The sequence below is a fragment of the Thauera humireducens genome, assembly GCF_001051995.2.
Lineage (GTDB): Bacteria > Pseudomonadota > Gammaproteobacteria > Burkholderiales > Rhodocyclaceae > Thauera > Thauera humireducens.
Map to the genome: position 1 here is coordinate 3,507,829 of NZ_CP014646.1, position 20,594 is coordinate 3,528,422.

Below are 20,594 nucleotides of genomic sequence, written 5' to 3' on the forward strand. Positions count from 1 at the left end.
CGGTTTGACGGACGCCTAGACTCCGCTCCCTGTCCGAACACTGCAACATGCCCAAGGAGTTTTACATGATCCAGCCGCACTCTGGCCTGCGGGCCGCGTTCGTCGCCCTGCTGATGGTGCTGTTCATGCAGCCGCTGCTGGCCACCGCGCAGGTTACCGACATCAACTCGGCGATCAACAAGGCCGGTCGCGAGCGCATGCTGTCGCAGCGCATGGCCAAGGCCTACTTCCAGCTTGGCCAGGGCATCGACACGGCCCGTTCGCAGCGTGTGCTCGACGCGTCGATCGCGCTGTTCGACCGCCAGCTCGTCGAGCTGAAGAACTACGCCCCCAATGCCCAGACCCGCGAGACCAGCCTCAAGCTGGAGAAGGCCTGGATCGCCTACAAGGATGTGCTGGTCGGCGCTGCGCCCTCGCGCGAGCGTGCGCCCGAGGTGCTGAAGCTGTCCGACGAGGTGCTCGGCCTCGCGCACCAGCTCACCGGCCAGTTCGAAGCGCTGTCCGGCACACAGGCCGGCCGTCTGGTGAACATCTCGGGCCGCCAGCGCATGTTGTCGCAGCGCATGGCCAAGCTGCACCAGGCGCTCAACTGGAACCTGCCGGCAGGCACCATGCGCGAAGATCTGGCCGCGGCACGCAAGGAGTTCGCCGCCGCGATGGCCGAGCTTGAAGCCGCGCCGATCAACACCGACAAGCTCAAGAGCGACCTGAAGCTGGCGTCGCAACAGTGGTTCTTCTTCCAGAACGCACTCGACGAAAAGGGGCAGGACACGCTGACCCGCGCCACCAACGTGGCGACCACCAGCGAACGCATCCTGGAGATGATGGAAGCGGTGGTGAGGGGCTACGAAGCCCTGCACTGATTTTGGCCGGCGCCTGCCGCTGCGGGCGCGCGCAACTTCAGCCGCCGGCCAGTTCGGCGTAGCTGCGCGCCAGCACGGCGGCGAGCCGTGCCGGATCGTCGACGATGCGGTAGCCCGCGTGGCCGAAGATGCGGCGCACATCCGCTTCGGACGCGCGGTCCAGGCTGAGGCAGAAGCAGCGCACGCCCTTGCGCCGCGCCTCCACCACCGCGCGCGCGGCGTCTTCCACCAGATGCCGGGCGTCGAACACGTCGATGTCTGACGGCGTGCCGTCGGACAGCACCAGCAGCGTGCGTTGCGCGCTGGTCTCCTTCGCCAGCCGCGCCGTGGCGTGGCGCAGGGCCGCGCCCAGCCGGGTGGACAGGCCCGGCCGCGCGGCGCCCAGCACTGTCGCCGGGTCCGCCGGCGCGGGCTGGCCGAAATCAAGCAAGCGCAGGTAATTAACCGCCTGCCGGCCATCCGAATCGAAGCCGGCGACTTCCAGCCTGTCCTCACGATCGCGCAGCGCATCCATCAGCAGCGCGGCGGCCTCGCGTTCCAGATCCAGCACGCTGCGCCCGCAGGGCTGCAGGTCCGCCGTGGAGGCGGACAGGTCGAGCAACAGCAGCAGGCTGGTACGCGGCACCGCGCGGCCGTTGCGGCGGAACAGGCGCGGGTCCGGCGCCAGCCCCAGCCGGCGGTCGATGAAGACCTCGGTGGCCGCATCCAGATCCAGCTCGTCGCCTTCCCACTGGCGGCGGATGCGTTGGCTACGGTCGATGCGGCGGCTGCGCGCCAGCCGCAGCGGCGCGCGGGCGGGCGGTGTCGGTGCTGAGGCCAAGGCGGGCGGCACGGCGCGCTCGATCACGGTGCACCAGTTGTCGCGGGCACGCTCCAGGCGATAGTGCCATTCCGGGTAGTCGTGGCGGCCGAGCTCGGGCAGGGGGGCCGGGTCCGAGGCGTCTTTCGGCGCCTGCGGCGGTGTCGGCTGGGGTTCGCCCTTCGGGGGCGGGCGTCGCAGCGGGGTTTCGGCCTGCTCGGCGTTTGCGCCGTGCGCCCACAGGTGGCTATTGTCGTCGTGCCAGGGCAGGGGCGGGGCGTAGGTCTGCAGGTTCATGCGCACACGCAACTGGCCGAGATCATTGGCCAGCACCGACACCAGCTCGCGGAAGGCCTCGGCATCGTCCAGGCGTGCGGTCTGCGCCTCGAACAGTGCACGGCCCTTGCGCACCCAGGCGTCGCCGCCGTCCTTGTCGTGGTCTTCGGCCTGCGGGTCGAGCAGCACGCGCTGCAGGCGCGCAACCAGCGCCTCGAAGCCCACCTGCGGCAGTTCCGGCTGGCCGCGCAGCAGGCGGCGGAACAGACGTCCGACGCCGGGGTGGCGGCGCATCAGCAGGCGGTCGACGCGCACGTCCTCGATGGCGCCGGCCAGCGCCAGGCTCATCGGCTTGCGCTTGCCTGCCGCCTGGCGGCGCGGGGAATGGCGCAGGTGGCCGATGGCGTGCAGCGTGGCGGCGAGGTGGAGCTCGTCGGCAGGTAGCGCCCACGCGGGCGGCGCCTCGGGCAGCAGCAGGGTGGCGCCGTGCAGCACCGGGCGCGGCGCAGGGCCGTCCTGCGGTGGGCGTTCCAGCGCCTGCACGTCGCCGTCGTCGATGCCGAAGGCGTGCATCACGTGGCCGAGCGTGGCCAGGCGCGGGGCGAGGCTGTCGATAGCGGCCACCGGCCACCACGCCGCAGGCAGGTCAGAAGGCCGATTCAAGGAGGGCCCCCAGCGCACGCTGCATGTCGGGGTCGTCGGTGATCGGGGCGGTCATCGCCATGCGGCAGCTATCGACCGGCGGCAGGCCGTCGCGGATCAGCACGCCGGCGTAGATCAGCATGCGGGTGGAGATGCCCTCGTCCAGCCCGCGCTCGCGCAGGCGGCGCGACTGGTGGGCGATGTCGACCAGCCGCGCGGCCAGCGCGCGCTCGATGCCGGCCTCGTGGGCGACGATGTCCGCCTCGGCCTCCGCCGCCGGGTAGTCGAACTCGAGCGCGGCAAAGCGCTGGCGGGTGGATTGCTTGAGGCTCTTGCTGTGGCTCTGGTAGCCGGGGTTGTAGGAGACGACGAGCTGGAAGTCGGGATGCGCGGCGACGATCTCGCCCTTCTTGTCCAGCGGCAGGATGCGGCGGCTGTCGGTGAGCGGGTGGATCACCACCGTGGTGTCCTGGCGCGCCTCGACCACTTCGTCCAGGTAGCAGATGGCGCCGTGGCGCACGGCGGTGGTGAGCGGGCCGTCGTGCCAGCGCGTGCCCTCGGCGTCGAGCAGGTAGCGGCCGACTAGATCGGCGGCGGTCATGTCCTCGTTGCAGGCCAGGGTGATCAGCGGCTTGCCGAGGCGCCAGGCCATGTATTCGACGAAGCGCGTCTTGCCGCAGCCGGTCGGGCCCTTGAGCACCAGCGGCAGGCGGTGGGCGTAGGCGTGCTCGTAGAGGGCGATCTCGTGGCCGGTGGGGTGGTAGTAGGGCTCGGCGGTGAGGCGGTAAGGGGTGAGGTCCATGGCGTTCGTCCGGATGGGCGCGCCCGACGCCCCGCGGGGCATCGGGCGGCCGAAGGGGCAATCAGCGATGGGCCGATGGCTGGTTGGGGATGCCCTCGATCGGGCATTCCGGCGTGCCCACGGTGGAACGGGTGATCGCTTCCACCTTCTTGCGCGTGCCTTCCGGGTCGTTGATCCACTCGCCGTAGAAGCTGTAGGGGCAGGCGGCGACGCCGGTGGGTTCCTCGCCGGAGTTGATCTTGCCGGTGTAGCCGCGGTGCAGCAGCTTGAAGAGGTGGTTCTGCGACTGCGCGTTCTTGCGGAAGTCGCGGATCAGGCTGGTGGAGAGTTCGGCGTACTGGATGCCCATCTCCTCCTCGCCGCATTCGCCCAGCGTGCGGCCGTCGAAGCCGACGATGGCCGAGTGGCCGAAGTAGGAATACACGCCGTCGAAGCCGGTGGCGTTGGCGACGGCCACGTAGCAGTTGTTCATCCACGCCATCGCCTTGGCCACCATCACCTGCTGGTCCTTGGCCGGGTACATGTAGCCCTGGCAGCGCACGATCAGCTCGGCGCCCTTCATCGCGCAGTCGCGCCAGATCTCGGGGTAGTTGCCGTCGTCGCAGATGATGAGGCTGATCTTCATGCCCTTCGGGCCGTCGGACACGTAGGTGCAGTCGCCCGGATACCAGCCCTCGATCGGCACCCAGGGCATGATCTTGCGATACTTCTGCACGATCTCGCCCTGGTCGTTCATCAGGATCAGCGTGTTGTAGGGCGCCTTGTTCGGGTGGTCTTCATGGCGCTCGCCGGTCAGCGAGAACACGCCCCACACCTTGGCCTTGCGGCAGGCGGCGGCGAAGATCTCGGTCTCCTCGCCCGGCACCGTGGCGGCGGTGTCGTACATCTCCTTGGGGTCGTACATGATCCCGTGGGTCGAATACTCGGGGAAGATCACCAGGTCCATGCCCGGCAGGCCCTGCTTCATGCCCACCACCATGTCGGCAATCTTGCGCGCGTTGTCCAGCACCTCGGCCTTGGTGTGCAGGCGCGGCATCTTGTAGTTGACCACCGCAACGCCCACGCAATCGGCGCTGCTCGAAATATCTCCGTGTCTCATGGATCGGGTCTCCCGGTGAGGCGGGTTGCAAAGGATGTGGCCTCATTGTCGGGACGGTGGTGCGCTGCACAAATACGTTGTTTGACGTATCGGGGCTGCTTGGATCATTCGATGGAGAATCTGAATTGCATAGATGACTCCACCGTCCCTGATATCGTCTACGCTCGCTGCCGCGCGCAAGGGCTCGAGCGCGAAGAGACGTTGCATGAACGAGGGACACATGACCGGACACGACAAGAAGCTCATCCGTAACAGCACCGCCGAGTTACTGATCTTCACCAGTCAGGCGGGCGACCAGAGCATCGAGGCGCGCTACGAGGACGAAACCGTCTGGCTGACGCAGAAGCTGATAGCCGAGCTGTTTGCTGTGGATGTGCGCACGGTCAGCGAGCACCTCAGGAACATCTTCGCCAGCGGCGAGTTGGACGAGGAGGCGTCAGCATGACGCAAGTGATTCTCTACACCAGCGAAGACGGCAAGAGCCAAATTCAGTTGCGCGCAGATGGGCAAACGGTCTGGCTCACGCAGTTGGAAATGGCGGAACTGTTTAGTGCCACCAAGCAGAACATTTCGCTGCACCTGAAGAACGTCTTTGCCGAGGGAGAGTTGGACCCGGCGGCAACTGTCAAGGAATCCTTGACAGTTCAAACCGAGGGCAGACGTCGGGTTAACCGGTCACTTACGCTGTACAACCTCGACGCCATCCTGGCCGTGGGCTACCGCGTACGCTCGCCGCGCGGGGTGCAGTTTCGTCGCTGGGCGAGTACGGTGCTGAAGGAGTACCTGCTCAAGGGCTTCGTCATGGACGACGAGCGGCTGAAGAATCCGGATGGCCGCCCGGACTATTTCGACGAGATGCTGGCGCGCATCCGCGATATCCGCGCCTCGGAAAAACGGTTCTATCAGAAGGTGCGTGATCTCTTCGCCCTCTCCAGCGATTACGAGAAGACCGACACGGCCACCCAGCAATTTTTCGCCACCGTGCAGAACATGCTGCTGTACGCGGTGACGCAGCAGACCGCTGCTGAACTCATTCTGGCGCGGGCCAACCCCGCCGACCCCCATTTTGGCCTGCTGACTTGGAAGGGCAGGCAGGTGCGCAAGCAGGACATCGTCGTCGCCAAGAATTACCTGACCGAGGACGAGATCGACACGCTCAACCGGCTGGTGGTGATCTTTCTCGAAACCGCCGAACTGCGCGCCAAGCGGCAGACGCTCACCCCCATGGCCTTCTGGCAGGAGAACGTGGGGCAGATCATTACCGCGAATGGCTTTCCCTTGCTGAGTGGCGCGGGTTCGGTCAGTCATGCCCGCATGGAGCAGAAGGTGGGTACGCTGTTTGTCGATTACGACCAACGCCGCAAGAGCCTGGAGGCGCAGGCAGCCGATGCGCAGGACGAGGCGGAATTGAGAGCACTGGAAAGCAGGATCAAGCGCCGCACAGGAAAAGCTTCATGACCGATCTCAGAAGAGGAAAACTGCGCTCGACAAGCACAACGCCCTCCTGAAAGCGTTGGGGCTGCCGAACCTGCCGTGCAGGGTACGGCCGGGCGCGTCACCTTCCCCCCTCAATGACTAATCATCCACGGCCTTTTCGTCGGGAACGCCTTCGACCCATCGGCCGCCCTGACCGTCGACTTCGACGGTTTCCCGCTGCAACACCCACACCCCGGCCCGTGCTTGTGCCGCGCCGCATATTCCGCGCTGGTCATTGGCGCATTGGCCGCGCGTTCGTTGGTAGCGTGGGCGCTGCGGGTGGCGCCGTCCATCGTGGCGAGCGTGGGCGCGCTGAGCATGACGCGGTAGACCTCCGTGCCGCAGTGGGGGCAGGCGCAGGGTTCGTTGCGGGCGCTCATGGGGCGCAGGGCGGAGAAGTCGCCGCAGTCTTCGCAGAAGTATTCGTAGGTCGGCATGGTGGGCTCCCGGTGGCGGTGCCCGCCGCGCGGGCGGCGGCGGGCGGGGCTGCAGTGAAACGGGATCAGGTCTTGTCGTAGGCGATGGGCATGTCGACGCCGCCGCTGATGAACTTCGTCGGCCCTTCGGCGGTGGGGTTGATGTCGAAGTCGAAGATCTCGGTGGGCAGCCACAGCGTGGCGCAGGCGTTGGGGATGTCGACTACGCCGCTGATGTGGCCCTGCACCGGTGCCGTGCCGAGGATGGAGTAGGCCTGGGCGCCGGAGTAGCCGAACTTCTTCAGGTATTCGATGGCGTTGAGGCAGGCCTGGCGGTAGGCGACGTGCACGTCCAGGTAGTGCTGCTTGCCCTGTTCGTCGACCGAGATGCCTTCGAAGATCACGTAGTCCTTGTAGTTGGGCGTGATCGGGCTGGGCTTGAAGATCGGGTTCTTGATGCCGTACTTGGCCATGCCGCCCTTGATGAGGCTGACCTTCATGTGCACCCAGCCGGCCATCTCGATGGCGCCGCAGAAGGTGATTTCGCCGTCGCCCTGCGAGAAGTGCAGGTCGCCCACCGACAGGCCGGCGCCCTTCACATACACAGGGAAGAACACGCGCGAGCCGCGCGACAGATCCTTGATGTCGCAGTTGCCGCCGTGTTCGCGCGGCGGCACGGTGCGGGCGCCTTCGGCGGCGGCCTTGTCGCGGGCCTCGCCCTTCAGCTTGCCCATGTGCGCGGTCTTGGGTGCGGGCGGGTTGGCCAGCGGCGGCACGCGGTCGGGCTGGGTGGCGATGAAGTCGACCTCGCGCTCGTTCCACATGTCGAGCATCTTCTGGTCGGGCAGGCAACCGATGAGGCCCGGGTGGATGAGGCCGGCGAAGCGCACGCCGGGGATGTGGCGGCTCTTGGTGAACATGCCCTCGAAGTCCCAGATGGACTTCTGTGCGTGCGGGAAGTGCTCGGTGAGGAAGCCGCCGCCGTTGTTCTTGGAGAAGAAGCCGTTGAAGCCCCACAGGCTTTCGTCCTTGGCGCCGATGTCGAGCAGGTCGACCACCAGCAGGTCGCCGGGCTCGGCGCCTTCGACGCCCACCGGGCCGGACAGGAAGTGCACGGTGGACAGATCCACGTCGCGCACGTCCGAGGCGTCGTCGTCGTTCTTGATGGCGCCGCCGGTCCAGTCGTAGGTCTCGAGGACGAAGTCGTCGCCGGGCTTCACCCAGCACGCCATCGGGATGTCCGGGTGCCAGCGGTTGTGCACCATCTCGTTTTCATACGGGGACTGCTTCAGATCGACCTTGATCAGCGTTTCAGGCATGGCACACCTCTTTTTGGTGGGTTACACGGAGAGGAACTGCTTGATGTGGGCTTCGTCGGTGTCGGCGCGCGCGCTTTCATGGACGAGGCGTCCGCCTTCGATGACGAACAGGCGGTCGGCCACGTCCATCGCGAAGGAAAGGACCTGTTCGGACACGACGATGGTGATCTGGCGGATCTTGCGGATCTCGTTGAGCGCCTTCGCGATGTCCTTGATGATCGAGGGCTGGATGCCCTCGGTGGGTTCGTCGAGCAGCAGCACCTTGGGGTCGGTGACGAGCGCGCGGGCAATCGCGAGCTGCTGCTGCTGGCCGCCGGAGAGGTTGCCGCCCTTGCGCCGGCGCATGTCCCACAGCACCGGGAACAGGGCATAGATCTCGTCGGGCACCTTCTTGACCTTGGCGTTCTCGAGGCCGGTGTGGATGTTTTCCTCGACGGTGAGGGTGGGGAAGATCATCCGCCCCTGCGGCACGTAGGCGATGCCCTTGGCCACGCGGCGGAAGCTCTCGTCCTTGCCGACTTCCAGGCCGTCGACCTCGACGCTGCCGGACTTGAGCGGCAGCACACCCATGAGCGACTTGAACAGCGTGGTCTTGCCCATGCCGTTGCGGCCCATGATGGCGACGGCTTCATTGCGTTCGGCCGCGAACGAGATGCCGTGCAGCGCCTCGCTCTGGCCGTAGTTCACGACGAGGTTGGATACCTTGAGCATGGTGTTCTCCGAGGAGGCTTAGTGGCCTAGATAGACGTCGATGACCTTGGGGTCGGACTGGACCTTGTCCATCGAGCCTTCGGCGAGGATCTTTCCCTGGTGCATCACCGTGACCTTGTGGGCGATGCGGGCGACGAAATCCATGTCGTGCTCGATGACGATCACCGACCGGTTCTGGCAGATGCGGTTGAGCAGGTCGGCGGTCAGTTCGCGCTCGCGCGCGCTCATGCCGGCGATGGGCTCGTCCAGCATCAGCAGCTCGGGGTCCTGCATCAGCAGCATGCCGATCTCCAGCCACTGCTTCTGGCCGTGCGACAGCAGGCCGGCCTCGAGGTCGAGGCGGTCGGCGAGACCGATCATCCCGGCGACCTCGTCGACCTTGGCCTTGACCGCGTCGTCGCACTTGAAGCCGAGCGCGCCGAACACGCCGCGGCCACGCGGGAAGGACACCTCCAGGTTCTTGAACACGCTGAGGTTTTCGTAGATGGACGGGGTCTGGAACTTCCGCCCGATGCCGGCGCGCACGATCATGTGCTCGGGCAGCCGGGTCATCTCCTGGTTCTTGAACTTGATGCTGCCGGCCGAGGCCTTGGTCTTGCCGCAGATGAGGTCGAGCAGGGTGGTCTTGCCGGCGCCGTTGGGGCCGATGACCACGCGCAGCTCGCCGCGATCGACGTAGAGGTTGAGGCTGTCGATGGCCTTGAAGCCGTCGAAGGAGACCGTGAGGTCTTCCACGGCGAGGACGAAGTCGGTGTTGCTCATGATGTGGGTCTCCCTGTTCCGTCAGGCTGACTGGCTGCTGACCTTGGCGCCGAGGTGGATGTCGGCGGTCGGGGCAGCGGCGCTGCTGGTGGTGGTGTGCGGGACCGTCGGCGCCGTGGTCGCGCTGGGCGGCTCGCCCCCGCTGCCGGCCGGCGCCGGCGCCTGCTTGCGGCGCGCCAGCCAGGGCTTGACGTGGCTCTCGTACAGGCCGGCCAGACCGTTGGGGAAGGCCATGACCACGCCGATGAAGAGCGCCGCCATCAGGAACAGCCACAGGTCGGGGAAGGTCTCGGAGAAGTAGGTCTTGCCGAAATTCACCAGCAGCGCGCCATACACCGCGCCCACCAGGCTCATGCGCCCGCCCACCGCGGCGAAGATCACCATCTCGATCGAGGGCACGATGCCGACGAAGGACGGCGACATGAAGCCGACCTGGAGCGTGAACATCGCGCCGCCGATGGCCGACAGCGCGGCCGCCAGGCAGAAGGCGAAGACCTTGAACATCGACACGTCGTAGCCCGAGAAGCGCACGCGGTCTTCCTTGTCGCGCATCGCCAGCAGCAGGGTGCCGAGCTTGCTGAGCTGGATCCAGCGGCACAGCAGGATGGCGCCGAGCAGCAGGGCGGCGGTGAGGAAGTACAGCAGCGTCTTGGCTTCGTCGGTGCGGATGTCCCAGCCCATCAGCGTCTTGAGGTCGGTCATGCCGTTGACGCCGCCGGTGTAGCCCTGCTGGCCGATGATGAGCACGGTCAGGATCAGCGCCACCGCCTGGGTGATGATGGCGAAGTACACCCCGCCCACGCGGCGCTTGAACATGGCGTAGCTGATGATGAAGGCCAGCAGCACCGGCACCGCGACCACCGCGAACAGCGTGAAGCCGAAGGAGTTGAAGGGCTCCCACCACAGCGGCAGCTCGGTGAGCTGGTTCCAGTCCATGAAGTCGGGGATGCCCGGCGTGGATTGGATTTTGGTGCTCTCCGGGTCGGAGGCCTCGAGCTTCAGGAACATGGCCATGGCGTAGCCGCCGAGGCCGAAGAACACCCCCTGGCCCAGGCTCAGCACGCCGCCGTAGCCCCACAGCATGACGAGGCCGATGGCGACGAAGCCGTAGGTGAGGTACTTGCCCACCAGGTTCAGGCGGAAGGTGTCCATCGCCAGCGGGAACACCACCAGCAGCAGGACGGCGAGGATCGCGATGCTGGCAAGGCCGCTGCGTCCCAGCCAGGTTTTGATTGCATCCATGTTGGCTCTCCGGTCTTGGATTCGGGATTCGGTCGTGTCGGTGCCGGCGGTCTCAGCGGCGCACCTTGGAGGCGAACAGGCCTTGCGGGCGCAGCATCAGGATGGTCACGATCAGCAGCAGGGTGAGCACCTTGGCCATCGAGCCGGACAGGAAGAACTCGGAGATCGACTGCGTCTGTGCGATGCCGAAGGCCGAGACCACCGTGCCCCACAGGCTGGCTGCGCCGCCGAAGGTCACCACCAGGAAGGCATCGACGATGTAAAGCGAGCCGCTGGTCGGGCCGGTCGAGCCGATGGTGGTGAAGGCCGCCCCCGCCACGCCGGCGATGCCGCAGCCGATGGCGAAGGTGACGCGGTCGGTGCGCGTGGTGTTGATGCCGATGGCGTTGGCCATGCTGCGGTTGGCGACCGTGGCGCGCACCCGCAGGCCCCAGCGCGACTTGTAGAGCGCGAGCAGCACGCCGCCGGTGACGACGATGGTGAGGCCGAGCACGAACATGCCGTTGATCGGGATGTCGAGCCCTTCGGCCGGCGACCACGAGCCCATCAGCCAGTCGGGCAGGGTGGGGCTGACTTCCTTCGGCCCGATGATGGTGCGGAACGCCTGCTGCATGCCCAGCGACAGACCCCAGGTGGCGAGCAGGGTGTCGAGCGGGCGCTTGTACAGGTGCCGGATCAGCGCCCATTCCGCGAGCCAGCCGAAGGCGAAGGCGACGAGGAAGGCGCACACGATGGCGAACGGGAAGTAGGCCTGGATCAGCCCCGGCGCGTAGGTTTCGGTGAGGCTGGAAAGCAGGAAGATGGTGTAGGCGCCGATGGTCATGAACTCGCCATGCGCCATGTTGATGACGCCCATCTGGCCGAAGATGATCGCCAGGCCGAGTCCCATCAGCAGCAGCACCGCGAACAGGCTCAGGCCGGCAAAACCCTGCATCAGGGCGATGTTGTAGATTTCGTCGAACGACATGACGGACCTCCGGAGGGGTGGGCGGGAGACGGCTGTTAACAGCCGGAAACCGCCGCGGCCTGCGCCGCGGCGGCCGCGTGGCTTACTGGTAGCCCTTGGGGAAGGGGTCCGGAACGATCAGCTCGGGCGATTCCGCCACCACCTTGAAGGTGCCGTCGGCCTGGCCCTGCGCGATGCGGGCCTTGCTGTACAGGTGGTGGTTCTCGTGGATCTTCACGTAGCCCTCGGGCGCGGTCGGCAGCTCGATGCCCGGCGAGGCGGCGACCACCTTGTCCACATCGAAGCTGCCCGCCTTCTCGACCGCCGCCTTCCACAGCCAGGGGCCGAGGTAGGCCGCCTGGGTGACGTCGCCGATGACCGCCTTGGGTCCGTAGGCTTTCTTGAAGGCCTCGACGAAGGCCTTGTTGTTGGCGTTGTCGAGGGTCTGGAAGTACTTCATCGAGGAGTAGAAGCCCTCGAAGTTCTCGCCGCCGATGCCCAGCATCTCGTCCTCGGTCACCGACAGCGTGAGCAGGAACTGCTTGGCGCCGGTGATGCCGGCGGCCTTCAGCTGCTTGTAGAAGGCGACGTTCGATCCGCCCACCACGGCCGCGAAGATGCAGTCGGGCTTGGCGATCTTGATCTTGTTGATCAGCGAGTTGAAGTTGGTGTTGCCGAGCGGGTAGTACTCCTCGCCGACGACCTTGCCGCCCTGGAAGTTCTCGATGTGCTTGCGCGCGATCTTCATCGAGGTGCGCGGCCAGATGTAGTCCGAGCCCACCAGGAAGACCTTCTGTGCGCCCTTTTCCTTCTTCGCCCAGTCGAGGCCGTAGAGGATCTGCTGGGTGGCTTCCTGGCCGGTGTAGATGACGTTCTTCGACTGCTCCAGGCCTTCGTAGAAGGTGGGGTAGTAGAGCAGGCCGTTTTCCTTCTCGAAGATCGGCAGCACGGCCTTGCGCGAGGCCGAGGTCCAGCAACCGAACACGGTGGCGACCTTGTCGTTCACCAGCAGCTTGCGCGACTTCTCGGCGAAGGTCGGCCAGTCGGAGGCGCCGTCTTCCTTGATCACCTTGATCTTGCGGCCGAGGATGCCGCCCATGGCGTTGATCTGGTCGATGGCGAGCTGTTCGGCCTGGATGGAGCCGGTCTCGGAGATGGCCATGGTGCCGGTGGCCGAGTGCAGCTGGCCGACGATGACTTCGGTGTCGGTCACGGCCAGGCCGCTGGTGTTGACCTGGGCGGTAGGCAGCGCGGCGGCGTGGCCCATGCGGGACATGGCCAGTGCGAGCGGGAGAGCGGCGGCGCCGAGCATGAACGTGCGGCGCGAGGAGGAAGGCAGGTGCTTGTCTGACATGGATCGCTCCTTGATGAGTGGGCTGCAACACGGATCTGGCGAGGCGGCGGGCCGGTCGGGCTGGCTCGATTTGTCGTCTCGTTGCGGTGCACAAGCTATCCATCGGGGGCGAAACAGCGAATACGTCAAACGACGTATGGGGATACGCAGGGGGTGTCGCTATCGTCTTGTGCGGCGCACAAGAGGCGGCGGGGCCGCGTCATGCCCGTTGCCGGGCGTGGTGCATGCACCGGCCGGGGCGCCCCGATGTGGTGCGCGCGCGCTGCCGGCGGGCTGCGGATGGGGCGGCTGCGGGCCCTGCATGCACCGCGATGGGTGGGAATGCTTCTTGCTGAAGCACCGGATCGATCCTGACCACCCTTCATCGCCCACTGCCGTGACCGCCCCTGCCAGCCAGCGCATCATCCACATCCGTCGCGAGTACAACAGCTGGGTCGCCGACGAGACGCTGGAGGACTACGCCTTGCGCTATGCGCCGCGCAGTTTCCGCAAGTGGTCGTTCTCGCGCATCGCCCACACCGCGCTCGGCGCCGTGTCCTTCCTGGCGATGGAGGCCATCGGCGGCACCATCGCGCTGAACTGGGGCTTCACCAACGCGGTGTGGGCGATTGGCCTGGTGGCGCTGGTGATCTTCCTCACCGGCCTGCCGATCAGCTACTACGCCGCGCGCGAAGCGGTGGACATGGACCTGCTGACCCGCGGCGCCGGCTTCGGCTACATCGGCTCGACCATCACCTCGCTGATCTACGCCTCCTTCACCTTCATCTTCTTCGCCATCGAGGCGGCGATCATGGCGCTGGCGCTGGAGCTGTGGTTCGGCCTGCCGCTGCAGTGGGGCTACCTGCTGAGTTCGCTGGCGGTGATCCCGCTGGTGACGCATGGCATCACCTGGATCAGCCGGCTGCAGGCGTGGACCCAGCCGGTGTTCGTGGTGCTGCTGCTGACACCTTTTCTCGTCGTGTTGCTGCGCGAGCCCGAGCTGTACGCCGCCTTCACCGAGTTCGGCGGCCGCCACGGCAACGACTTCGACTGGCTGGCGGTGGGGGCGGGCTGCACCGTGGCTTTCGCACTGATCGCGCAGATCGGCGAGCAGGTGGACTTCCTGCGCTTCCTGCCGCCGGCGGGCAGGCGCAACCGCGGGCGCTGGTGGGCCTCGGTGGTGGCGGCGGGGCCGGGCTGGATCATCCCCGGCGCACTCAAGATGGTCGGCGGCGCCTTCCTCGCCTTCCTCGCGCTGCAGGCGATGGTGCCGCCGGAGAAGGCGCTGCAGCCCACGCAGATGTACCTGGCCGGCTTCCAGCACGTGGTCGACGATCCGCGCGCGGCGATCGCGCTGGCCTGCATCTTCGTCATCATCTGCCAGGTCAAGATCAACGTGACCAACGCCTATGCGGGGTCGCTGGCGTGGTCCAACTTCTTCTCGCGCCTCACCCACAGCCACCCGGGGCGGGTGGTGTGGCTGATCTTCAATGTGCTGATCGCGCTCATGCTGATGCTGCTGGGCGTGTTCGAGGCGCTGGAGCACGTGCTGGGCGTGTATGCCAACGTGGCGGTGGCGTGGATCGGCGCGGTGGTGGCCGACCTGGTGGTGAACAAGCCGCTCGGCCTGTCGCCGCGCCACATCGAGTTCAAGCGCGCCTACCTCTACGACGTGAATCCGGTGGGGGTGGGTGCGATGCTGGCGGGTTCGGTGCTGGGCATCATCGCCTTCGGCGGCCACCTGGGGCCGGTGGCGCAGGCCTTCGCGCCCTTCATCTCGCTGCTGACAGCCTTTGCGCTGGCGCCGCTGATCGCCTGGGGCACGCGCGGCCGCTTCTACCTGGCGCGACCGCGTGAGACGCAATGGCGCGTGGCCGAGCCGCTGCGCTGCGTGGTGTGCGAGAACCACTTCGAGGCCGAGGACATGGCGCAGTGCCCGGCCTACGGCGGCGCCATCTGCTCGCTGTGCTGCACGCTGGAGGCGCGCTGCCGCGACCGCTGCAAACCCGACGCCGGCCTGCTCTCGCGCTTCGCCCCGCTGCTGGCGGGCTGGATGCCGTCGTCGATGTCGGCGCGGGTGGCCCGCCGCGTGAGCCAGTTCGTGATGGTGTTCTTCGTCAGCAGCCTGGTGATCGCCTCGGTCGTGGGCCTGGTGTACCAGCAGGAGCTGCTGGCGGAGCAGGCGGGGGCGACCGACCTCGGGCTGGCTTTCCTGCGCATCTTCGCCGTGCTCGTGCTGCTGGCGGCGGTGGGGGTGTGGTGGCTGGTGCTGGCCAACGAGAGCCGGCGGGTGGCGCAGGAAGAGTCCGAGCGCCAGAACCAGCTGCTGCTGCGCGAGATCGAGGCCCACCGCGACACCGACGCCAAGCTGCAGCAGGCCAAGGAGGACGCCGAGGCCGCCAACGCGGCCAAGAGCCGCTACGTGCGCGGCATCAGCCACGAGCTGCGCACGCCGCTCAACACCATCCTCGGTTACTCGCAGATCATGTTGCGCGACACCGACCTGCCGCGGCGCCGGCGCGAGGCGATCTCCACCATCCAGCGCAGCGGCGAACACCTGCTGGCGCTGATCGACGGCCTGCTCGACATCGCCAGCATCGAGGCCGGGCGCCTGCAGTTCAACCGCCAGGAGTTCCGCTTCGGCGAATTCCTCGCCCACGTCGAGAAGATGATCGCGCTCGAAGCCGGGCGGAAAGGGCTGGCCTTCCGCACCGAGTTCGCCGGGCGCATGCCCGAGGTGGTGCAGGGCGACACCAGCCGCCTGCGCCAGATCCTGATCAACCTGCTCGCCAACGCCGTGCGCTACACCGAGCGCGGCGAGGTGGTGCTGAAGATCACCTACCAGAGCGAGATCGCGGTGTTCGAGATCCGCGACACCGGCTGCGGCATTCCCGCGGCCGACCTGGAGCGCATCTTCGAGCCCTTCGAGCGCGGCACCGGCAACCAGCCGCCGAGCGCACCGGGTACGGGCCTCGGGCTCACCATCACGCGTCTGCTGATCGAGCTCGCCGGCGGCCAGCTCACGGTCAGCAGCACGCCGGGGCGCGGCAGCGTGTTCCGCGTCAAGCTGCATCTGCCGCGGGTGGCGCATCCGCGGGTGGCGACGCGGCCGGAACGCGAGATCCGTGGCTACTTCGGCTCGCGGCGCAAGCTGCTGGTGGTCGACGACCAGCCGGCGCAGAGCCACCTGATCGCCGACATGCTGCGTCCGCGCGGTTTCCTGGTCGAGGAGTGCGAGCGCCCGGACGAGGCGCTGCGCCAGGTGGAGGCGTTTGCGCCGGACATCCTGTTCCTCGACGTGTCGATGCCGGTGACCGACGGCTGGACGCTGAGCCGCCAGCTGCGCGATGCGGGCTACAGCGGGCCGATCGTCATGGTGTCGGCCAACGCCTACGAGAACCTGCCGGACCGGCGCACGGCCGCGGGCTGCGACGACTTCATCGTCAAGCCGGTGCTGGAGACGGAACTGTTCGCGCGCCTGAGCACCTGGCTGGGACTGGCGTGGATCTACGCCGAGAACGGCGAGGCGACGGCGGTGTCTGCGAGCGCGCTTGCGGCGCTGCCGCCGGCCCTGCCCGCCGACCACACCCCTCCGGCCCGTCCCGCGTCACACGCGCCGGCGGGGCTGTCCGCCCTGTCCGGACACCTCCGCGCCGAGCTGCGCGAGTTCGCCGACCTCGGCCACCTGCAGGGCCTGGTGCGTCGCCTCGACGAACTCGAAGCCCTGCACCCCGAACTCCGCGCCCCGCTGGAAAGCCTGCGCGCGCTGACCCTGGAGCTGCGCTTTGACACCCTCATCCACATGCTCGATGGAGTCGCCGATGACTGCCCCGATGCCGTCGCTCCGTGAGCGCGAAGTCGTCCTGCTGATCGACGACGCACCGGACACGGTGCGCATGATCGCCGAGGCACTCGACGAGGCCGGCTACACCGTGCTGGTCGCCACCGACGGCGCCACCGCGCTGAAGCGGCTCGAGCGCATCACCCCCGACGCGGTGCTGCTCGACGCCTGCATGCCGGGCATGGACGGTTTCGAAACCTGCCGCCGGCTCAAGCAGGCGCCGGGCATGCGTACCGTGCCGGTGATCTTCATGACCGGGCTGGCGGAGACCGAGCGCCTGGTCGAGGGCTTGTCCGCCGGGGGCATCGACTATCTGGTGAAGCCGGTCGTGCCGGACGAACTGGTGGCGCGGCTGCAGGCGCACCTGCGCGTGGCGCGCGACATGAATGCGGCGATGCGCGCGCGCAGCGAGGACGCCGAGCCTTCGGCGGCGCTGCTGCCCAATCCGCTGACGCAGCGCGAGATGGACGTGCTGGAATGGGTCGCGCGCGGCAAGACCAACCGCGACGTGGCGGAGATCCTCGGCATGAGTCCGCGCACGGTGAACAAGCACCTCGAGCACATCTACGAGAAGCTCGGGGTGGAGACCCGCACCGCGGCCGTGGCCCAGTTCGCGCGGCTCGCGCGCGGCTGAACCGTGGCTGCGGTGCCGGCCGGGTTTGCCGCTCAGCCGCCCTGCATCTTGCGTCGGGCTTCGTGGATTTCCTGCGCCTCGACGCTGAGGGTGGCCGTCGGCCGCGCGAGCAGGCGGGCGATGCCGATCGGCTCGCCGGTATCCTCGCACCAGCCGTAGCTGCCGTTGTCGATGCGCACCAGCGCCTCGTCGATCTTGTGCAGCAGCTTGCGTTCGCGGTCGCGCACGCGCAGTTCGAGGGTGTGGTCTTCCTCGAGCGAGGCGCGGTCCGAGGGGTCGGGCGTGCTCTCGAACTCCTGCAGGTGCAGCGTGGTGCGGTGCGCGGATTCGAGCAACTGGTCGCGCTCCTCGATCAGCTTGGCGCGGAAAAAGGCCAGTTGCCGGGGCGACATGTAGTCATCCAGCGGCGCCTTGCGAATCTCGGCTTCGGTCAGCAGGGTGTCGGGGACGGTGGCCGTTGCGTTCATGGTGCTTCTCCTCCTGACATGCGGCGTGGCGAACGGGGGTTCGAGCGTCGGATGGCGGTCTGATCCCAGCACCATACACGCCCACGCCGCCGCCGGGGTGGTTTCCGCGCCTACGGCTGCGGTGCAAAGGGAAACAGCAGGGGGAGCACGGTGACGCACACCAGCAGCACCAGCACCGTGAAGGGCACGCCGACGCGCACGAAGTCCATGAAGCGATAGTGGCCAGGGCCGGTCACCAGGGTGTTGACCGGCGAGGAGACGGGCGTCATGAAGGCCGCGGAGGCGGACAAGGCCACGGTCATGGCGAAGGGATAGGGGGAGAGGCCCAGCTGCTGGGCCAGGGCGATGCCGATGGGGGCCATCAGCACCGCCGTGGCGGTGTTGGAGATGAACAGGCCGACCACCGCCGTGAGCACGAAGAGCATGGCCATGACCACCCGGGGCGAGGCCTCGCCGCTCAGGCCCAGCAGCGAGGAGACGATGAAGTCGATGCCCCCGGTCTTCTGCAGCGCGATGGCGAAGGGCAGCATGCCGACGATGAGGATCAGGCTCTGCCAGTGCAGGGAGCGGTAGGCGCTGTTCAGGTCGATGCAGCGGAAGGCGCCCATCAGCAGGCAGCCCAGCAGGGCGGCGATCACGCTGGGCACCAGGCCCGAGACCATCAGCCCGACGGTCAGGGCCAGGGTGAGCAGGGCGAAAGGCGCGCGACGCGCGGCGGGAGCGGCCTCGTCCATCTCCGCCGGCACGCTCAGCACGAGAAAGTTCTGCGGCTGCATGTTGAGCAGGCGGATGGCCTTCCAGGTGCCGGCGATCAGCAGCGTGTCGCCCATCCTCAGCCGCTCGTGGAGCAGGGTGTCATCCTGGGCGTGACCGCCGCGGCGCAGGCCGATGACGTTGATGCCGCGCTGGGAGCGCATGCGCAGTTCGAGGATGGAATGGCCGATGAGGGTGGAGCCGGGCGGAATGACGACTTCCGCCAGCCCCAGTTCGCGGGACATGTCGGTGAAGTAGTCCTGCTTGAAGGCACGTTTCTGAAGATGCATCTCGGCGCAGAAGCGCTCGATGTCGAGCTCGGCCCGGACGAAATCCACCAGCAGGATGTCACCGGCCAGGATCTCCCGGTTGGCCGAGGTGGTGAGCATCACCTGACCGAACTGGCGCATGCGCTCGATGGCGATCACGTTGGCGCCATAGCCGGCGCGCAACTGCAGTTCGCCCAGGGTGTGTCCGATCATCGGCGAGCCCGCGGCGACCTGCATGCGGCGCACCCGGTCGAGCAGATGGTAGTCCTTGGCCAGCTCCCGCAGGCGCCGGCGGCCCTGAGCACTGCGGCCGTGCGCCTCGGGTTCGGCGCCCAGCCAGCGGCGCGCGTACATCATGTAGGCGATGCCGAGGACGAGGACGATGAGTCCGGCCGGGGTGAAGTCGAAGAATCCGAAGCCGTTGAGCCCCGCCCGCTGCAACTCGCTGTTGACCACGAGGTTCGGCGGCGTGCCCACCAGTGTCAGCATGCCGCTGATCAGCCCGGCGAAGGCAAGCGGCATCATCAGCCGACCGGCACTGGCGCCCAGCCGGGCGGCCACGCTCAGGGCCACCGGCACGAAGATGGCCACCACGCCGGTGGAACTCATCACCGAACCAAGACCCGCCACCGCGAGCATCAGCAGTACCAGGAGGCGCGTCTCGCTGCTGCGGGTGGTGTGTACCAGCCAGTCGCCCACGCGGTGGGCGATGCCGGTTTGAACCAGGCCCTCGCCGATGACGAAGAATGCGGCGATGAGGATCACGCTGGGCTCGCTGAAACCGGACAGCGCCTCGTCGACCTCCAGGGTGCCGCTGATCACCAGGGCGAGCATGGCAGCCAGGGCCACCACGTCCATCCGGGGCCGGTTGGCGATGAAAGCGGCCACGCAGGCGGCCAGCAGGGCGAAGACCCACAGCATTTCGAGGTTCATGACATCGGGCGGATTCGGAAGGAAGGGAAAGTCTTGGTGACGCTGAAAGGGCCGTATGGTAACGATTTAAGCGAGCGTGCCGGCCGCGGACGGCCTTTGTCCGCGTGGTACCCCTGTCCGTGCTGCGCGGCGGCCGGGGATGCATCGGCGCCCAGGCCTGGGGCGGTGACGCTCATGCGATACCCGTAGAATCGCGCGCATGGGTCTCCGCAAAACCTCTTCCTGCGTCTCCGGCTGCGCCGTCTGTCCGGTGTGCGGGGCGGTCGATGTGCGTCCCTTCATGCAGGTCGACGGCCGGGCCTACCTGCGCTGCCTGGCGTGCGAGGCGACCTTCGTGCCGCCCGCGCAGCGTCCTGCGGCGGCGGTCGAGCGGGCGGAGTACGAACTGCATCGCAACGATCCGTCCGATCCGGGCTACCGCCGCTTTCTCGACCGCCTTGCCGGACCTTTGCTGACGCGGCTGGCACCGGCGAGCGCGGGCCTGGACTACGGCTGCGGGCCCGGTCCGGCGCTGGCCGACATGCTGTGCGCGGCCGGCCACCGGATGACGCTGTATGACCCTTTCTTCGCGCCGGATCGTGCCGCCCTCGCGCGGACCTACGACTTCGTCACCTGCACCGAGGTGGCCGAGCACTTTCACGACCCGGCCGGCGAGTTTGCCCGCCTCGACGGCCTGCTGCGGCCCGGCGGCTGGCTGGCGGTCATGACCTGCTTCCAGACCGACGACGTGCGCTTCGCACACTGGCACTACCGCCGCGACCCGACCCACGTGGTGTTCTACCGCGAGGCCACCTTCCGTGTGCTCGCCCGCCGCTTCGGCTGGCAGTGCGAGGTGCCGTGCAAGGACGTGGTGCTGATGCGCAAGCCGGGCGGCTGACCGCCTCCCCGGTCGGGGGGCATGCGCACCATCCGGGTGCGCCGGAGGATGGTTTCGTCGCACTGCAATGGTGCGCGCGCCGGGCTGCCGCGGCGTGGCGGGCCGCGGCAGCCCGGCAGCCGGGCTTTTCCACG

18 protein-coding genes are annotated in these 20,594 nt (G+C 67.5%); 6 read left to right on the forward strand and 12 right to left on the reverse strand.

The features are described 5' to 3' along the window. Positions 1–65: 65 nt before the first annotated feature. Complete coding sequence (locus tag AC731_RS16285) at positions 66–863, forward strand: type IV pili methyl-accepting chemotaxis transducer N-terminal domain-containing protein (protein ID WP_237266550.1); 798 nt, start codon at positions 66–68, stop codon at positions 861–863. Positions 864–900: 37 nt separating this feature from the next. On the opposite strand, the gene AC731_RS16290 is transcribed toward AC731_RS16285, so the two are convergent. The 3 genes from AC731_RS16290 to AC731_RS16300 form a co-directional block, all read right to left on the reverse strand. After that, on the reverse strand, positions 901–2,601 hold the full coding sequence (locus tag AC731_RS16290) for a nitric oxide reductase activation protein NorD (protein WP_156480737.1): 1,701 nt from the start codon (positions 2,599–2,601) through the stop codon (positions 901–903). Next, positions 2,585–3,382, reverse strand: coding sequence for a CbbQ/NirQ/NorQ/GpvN family protein (locus AC731_RS16295; RefSeq protein ID WP_048707679.1), 798 nt, complete (start codon positions 3,380–3,382; stop codon positions 2,585–2,587). Before AC731_RS16295 ends, AC731_RS16290 begins: the two co-directional genes overlap by 17 nt. Before the next feature lie 61 nt (positions 3,383–3,443). Then, a complete protein-coding gene (locus tag AC731_RS16300; RefSeq protein WP_048707682.1) occupies positions 3,444–4,481 on the reverse strand; it encodes an aliphatic amidase in 1,038 nt (345 codons plus the stop codon). Between the two features lie 205 nt (positions 4,482–4,686). Between AC731_RS16300 and AC731_RS16305 the strand changes: the two genes are divergently transcribed. Both AC731_RS16305 and AC731_RS16310 read left to right on the forward strand, forming a co-directional pair. Then, the gene (locus AC731_RS16305; RefSeq protein WP_237266551.1) at positions 4,687–4,926 is read left to right on the forward strand and encodes a hypothetical protein; all 240 of its coding nucleotides are present in this window, start codon (positions 4,687–4,689) and stop codon (positions 4,924–4,926) included. Then, complete coding sequence (locus tag AC731_RS16310) at positions 4,923–5,939, forward strand: virulence RhuM family protein (RefSeq protein WP_048707683.1); 1,017 nt, start codon at positions 4,923–4,925, stop codon at positions 5,937–5,939. Before AC731_RS16305 ends, AC731_RS16310 begins: the two co-directional genes overlap by 4 nt. 110 nt (positions 5,940–6,049) lie before the next feature. Here the strand turns inward: AC731_RS16310 and AC731_RS16315 are convergent, their stop codons facing one another. From AC731_RS16315 to urtA, 7 genes are all read right to left on the reverse strand, one after another. Further along, the gene (locus tag AC731_RS16315; protein ID WP_048707685.1) at positions 6,050–6,394 is read right to left on the reverse strand and encodes an FmdB family zinc ribbon protein; all 345 of its coding nucleotides are present in this window, start codon (positions 6,392–6,394) and stop codon (positions 6,050–6,052) included. A gap of 65 nt (positions 6,395–6,459) precedes the next feature. After that, the gene (gene fmdA, locus AC731_RS16320) at positions 6,460–7,692 is read right to left on the reverse strand and encodes a formamidase (RefSeq protein WP_004292547.1); all 1,233 of its coding nucleotides are present in this window, start codon (positions 7,690–7,692) and stop codon (positions 6,460–6,462) included. A 21-nt stretch (positions 7,693–7,713) separates the two neighbouring features. Next, on the reverse strand, positions 7,714–8,403 hold the full coding sequence (gene urtE, locus AC731_RS16325; protein ID WP_048707688.1) for an urea ABC transporter ATP-binding subunit UrtE: 690 nt from the start codon (positions 8,401–8,403) through the stop codon (positions 7,714–7,716). Positions 8,404–8,421: 18 nt separating this feature from the next. Beyond that, entirely contained in the window at positions 8,422–9,165 is a 744-nt protein-coding gene (gene urtD / locus AC731_RS16330; RefSeq protein ID WP_048707690.1) for an urea ABC transporter ATP-binding protein UrtD, read from the reverse strand. A 21-nt stretch (positions 9,166–9,186) separates the two neighbouring features. After that, positions 9,187–10,407, reverse strand: a complete 1,221-nt coding sequence (urtC, locus tag AC731_RS16335; RefSeq protein WP_048707692.1) for an urea ABC transporter permease subunit UrtC — start codon at positions 10,405–10,407, stop codon at positions 9,187–9,189. Between the two features lie 52 nt (positions 10,408–10,459). Then, entirely contained in the window at positions 10,460–11,374 is a 915-nt protein-coding gene (gene urtB, locus AC731_RS16340) for an urea ABC transporter permease subunit UrtB (RefSeq protein WP_004292555.1), read from the reverse strand. A gap of 82 nt (positions 11,375–11,456) precedes the next feature. Then, positions 11,457–12,707 carry an urea ABC transporter substrate-binding protein gene (gene urtA / locus AC731_RS16345; RefSeq protein WP_048707697.1) on the reverse strand — a complete coding sequence of 417 codons (1,251 nt, stop codon included), beginning with the start codon at positions 12,705–12,707 and terminating at the stop codon, positions 11,457–11,459. 376 nt (positions 12,708–13,083) lie between these two features. On the opposite strand from urtA, the gene AC731_RS16350 reads away from it, so the two are divergent. Next, positions 13,084–16,536, forward strand: a complete 3,453-nt coding sequence (locus AC731_RS16350) for an ATP-binding protein (RefSeq protein ID WP_237266552.1) — start codon at positions 13,084–13,086, stop codon at positions 16,534–16,536. Next, on the forward strand, positions 16,508–17,161 hold the full coding sequence (locus tag AC731_RS16355) for a response regulator transcription factor (RefSeq protein WP_048707699.1): 654 nt from the start codon (positions 16,508–16,510) through the stop codon (positions 17,159–17,161). The genes AC731_RS16350 and AC731_RS16355 overlap by 29 nt, the downstream gene beginning before the upstream one ends. Positions 17,162–17,193: 32 nt before the next feature. Here the strand turns inward: AC731_RS16355 and dksA are convergent, their stop codons facing one another. Both dksA and AC731_RS16365 read right to left on the reverse strand, forming a co-directional pair. Further along, entirely contained in the window at positions 17,194–17,628 is a 435-nt protein-coding gene (gene dksA / locus AC731_RS16360) for an RNA polymerase-binding protein DksA (RefSeq protein ID WP_004292562.1), read from the reverse strand. 110 nt (positions 17,629–17,738) lie between these two features. Continuing rightward, positions 17,739–19,583 carry an SLC13 family permease gene (locus tag AC731_RS16365; protein WP_048707702.1) on the reverse strand — a complete coding sequence of 615 codons (1,845 nt, stop codon included), beginning with the start codon at positions 19,581–19,583 and terminating at the stop codon, positions 17,739–17,741. Positions 19,584–19,782: 199 nt separating this feature from the next. Here AC731_RS16365 and AC731_RS16370 point away from each other — a divergent pair, with 199 nt between their 5' ends. Beyond that, on the forward strand, positions 19,783–20,460 hold the full coding sequence (locus tag AC731_RS16370) for a class I SAM-dependent methyltransferase (RefSeq protein ID WP_237266553.1): 678 nt from the start codon (positions 19,783–19,785) through the stop codon (positions 20,458–20,460). The last annotated feature ends 134 nt before the right edge of the window (positions 20,461–20,594 follow it).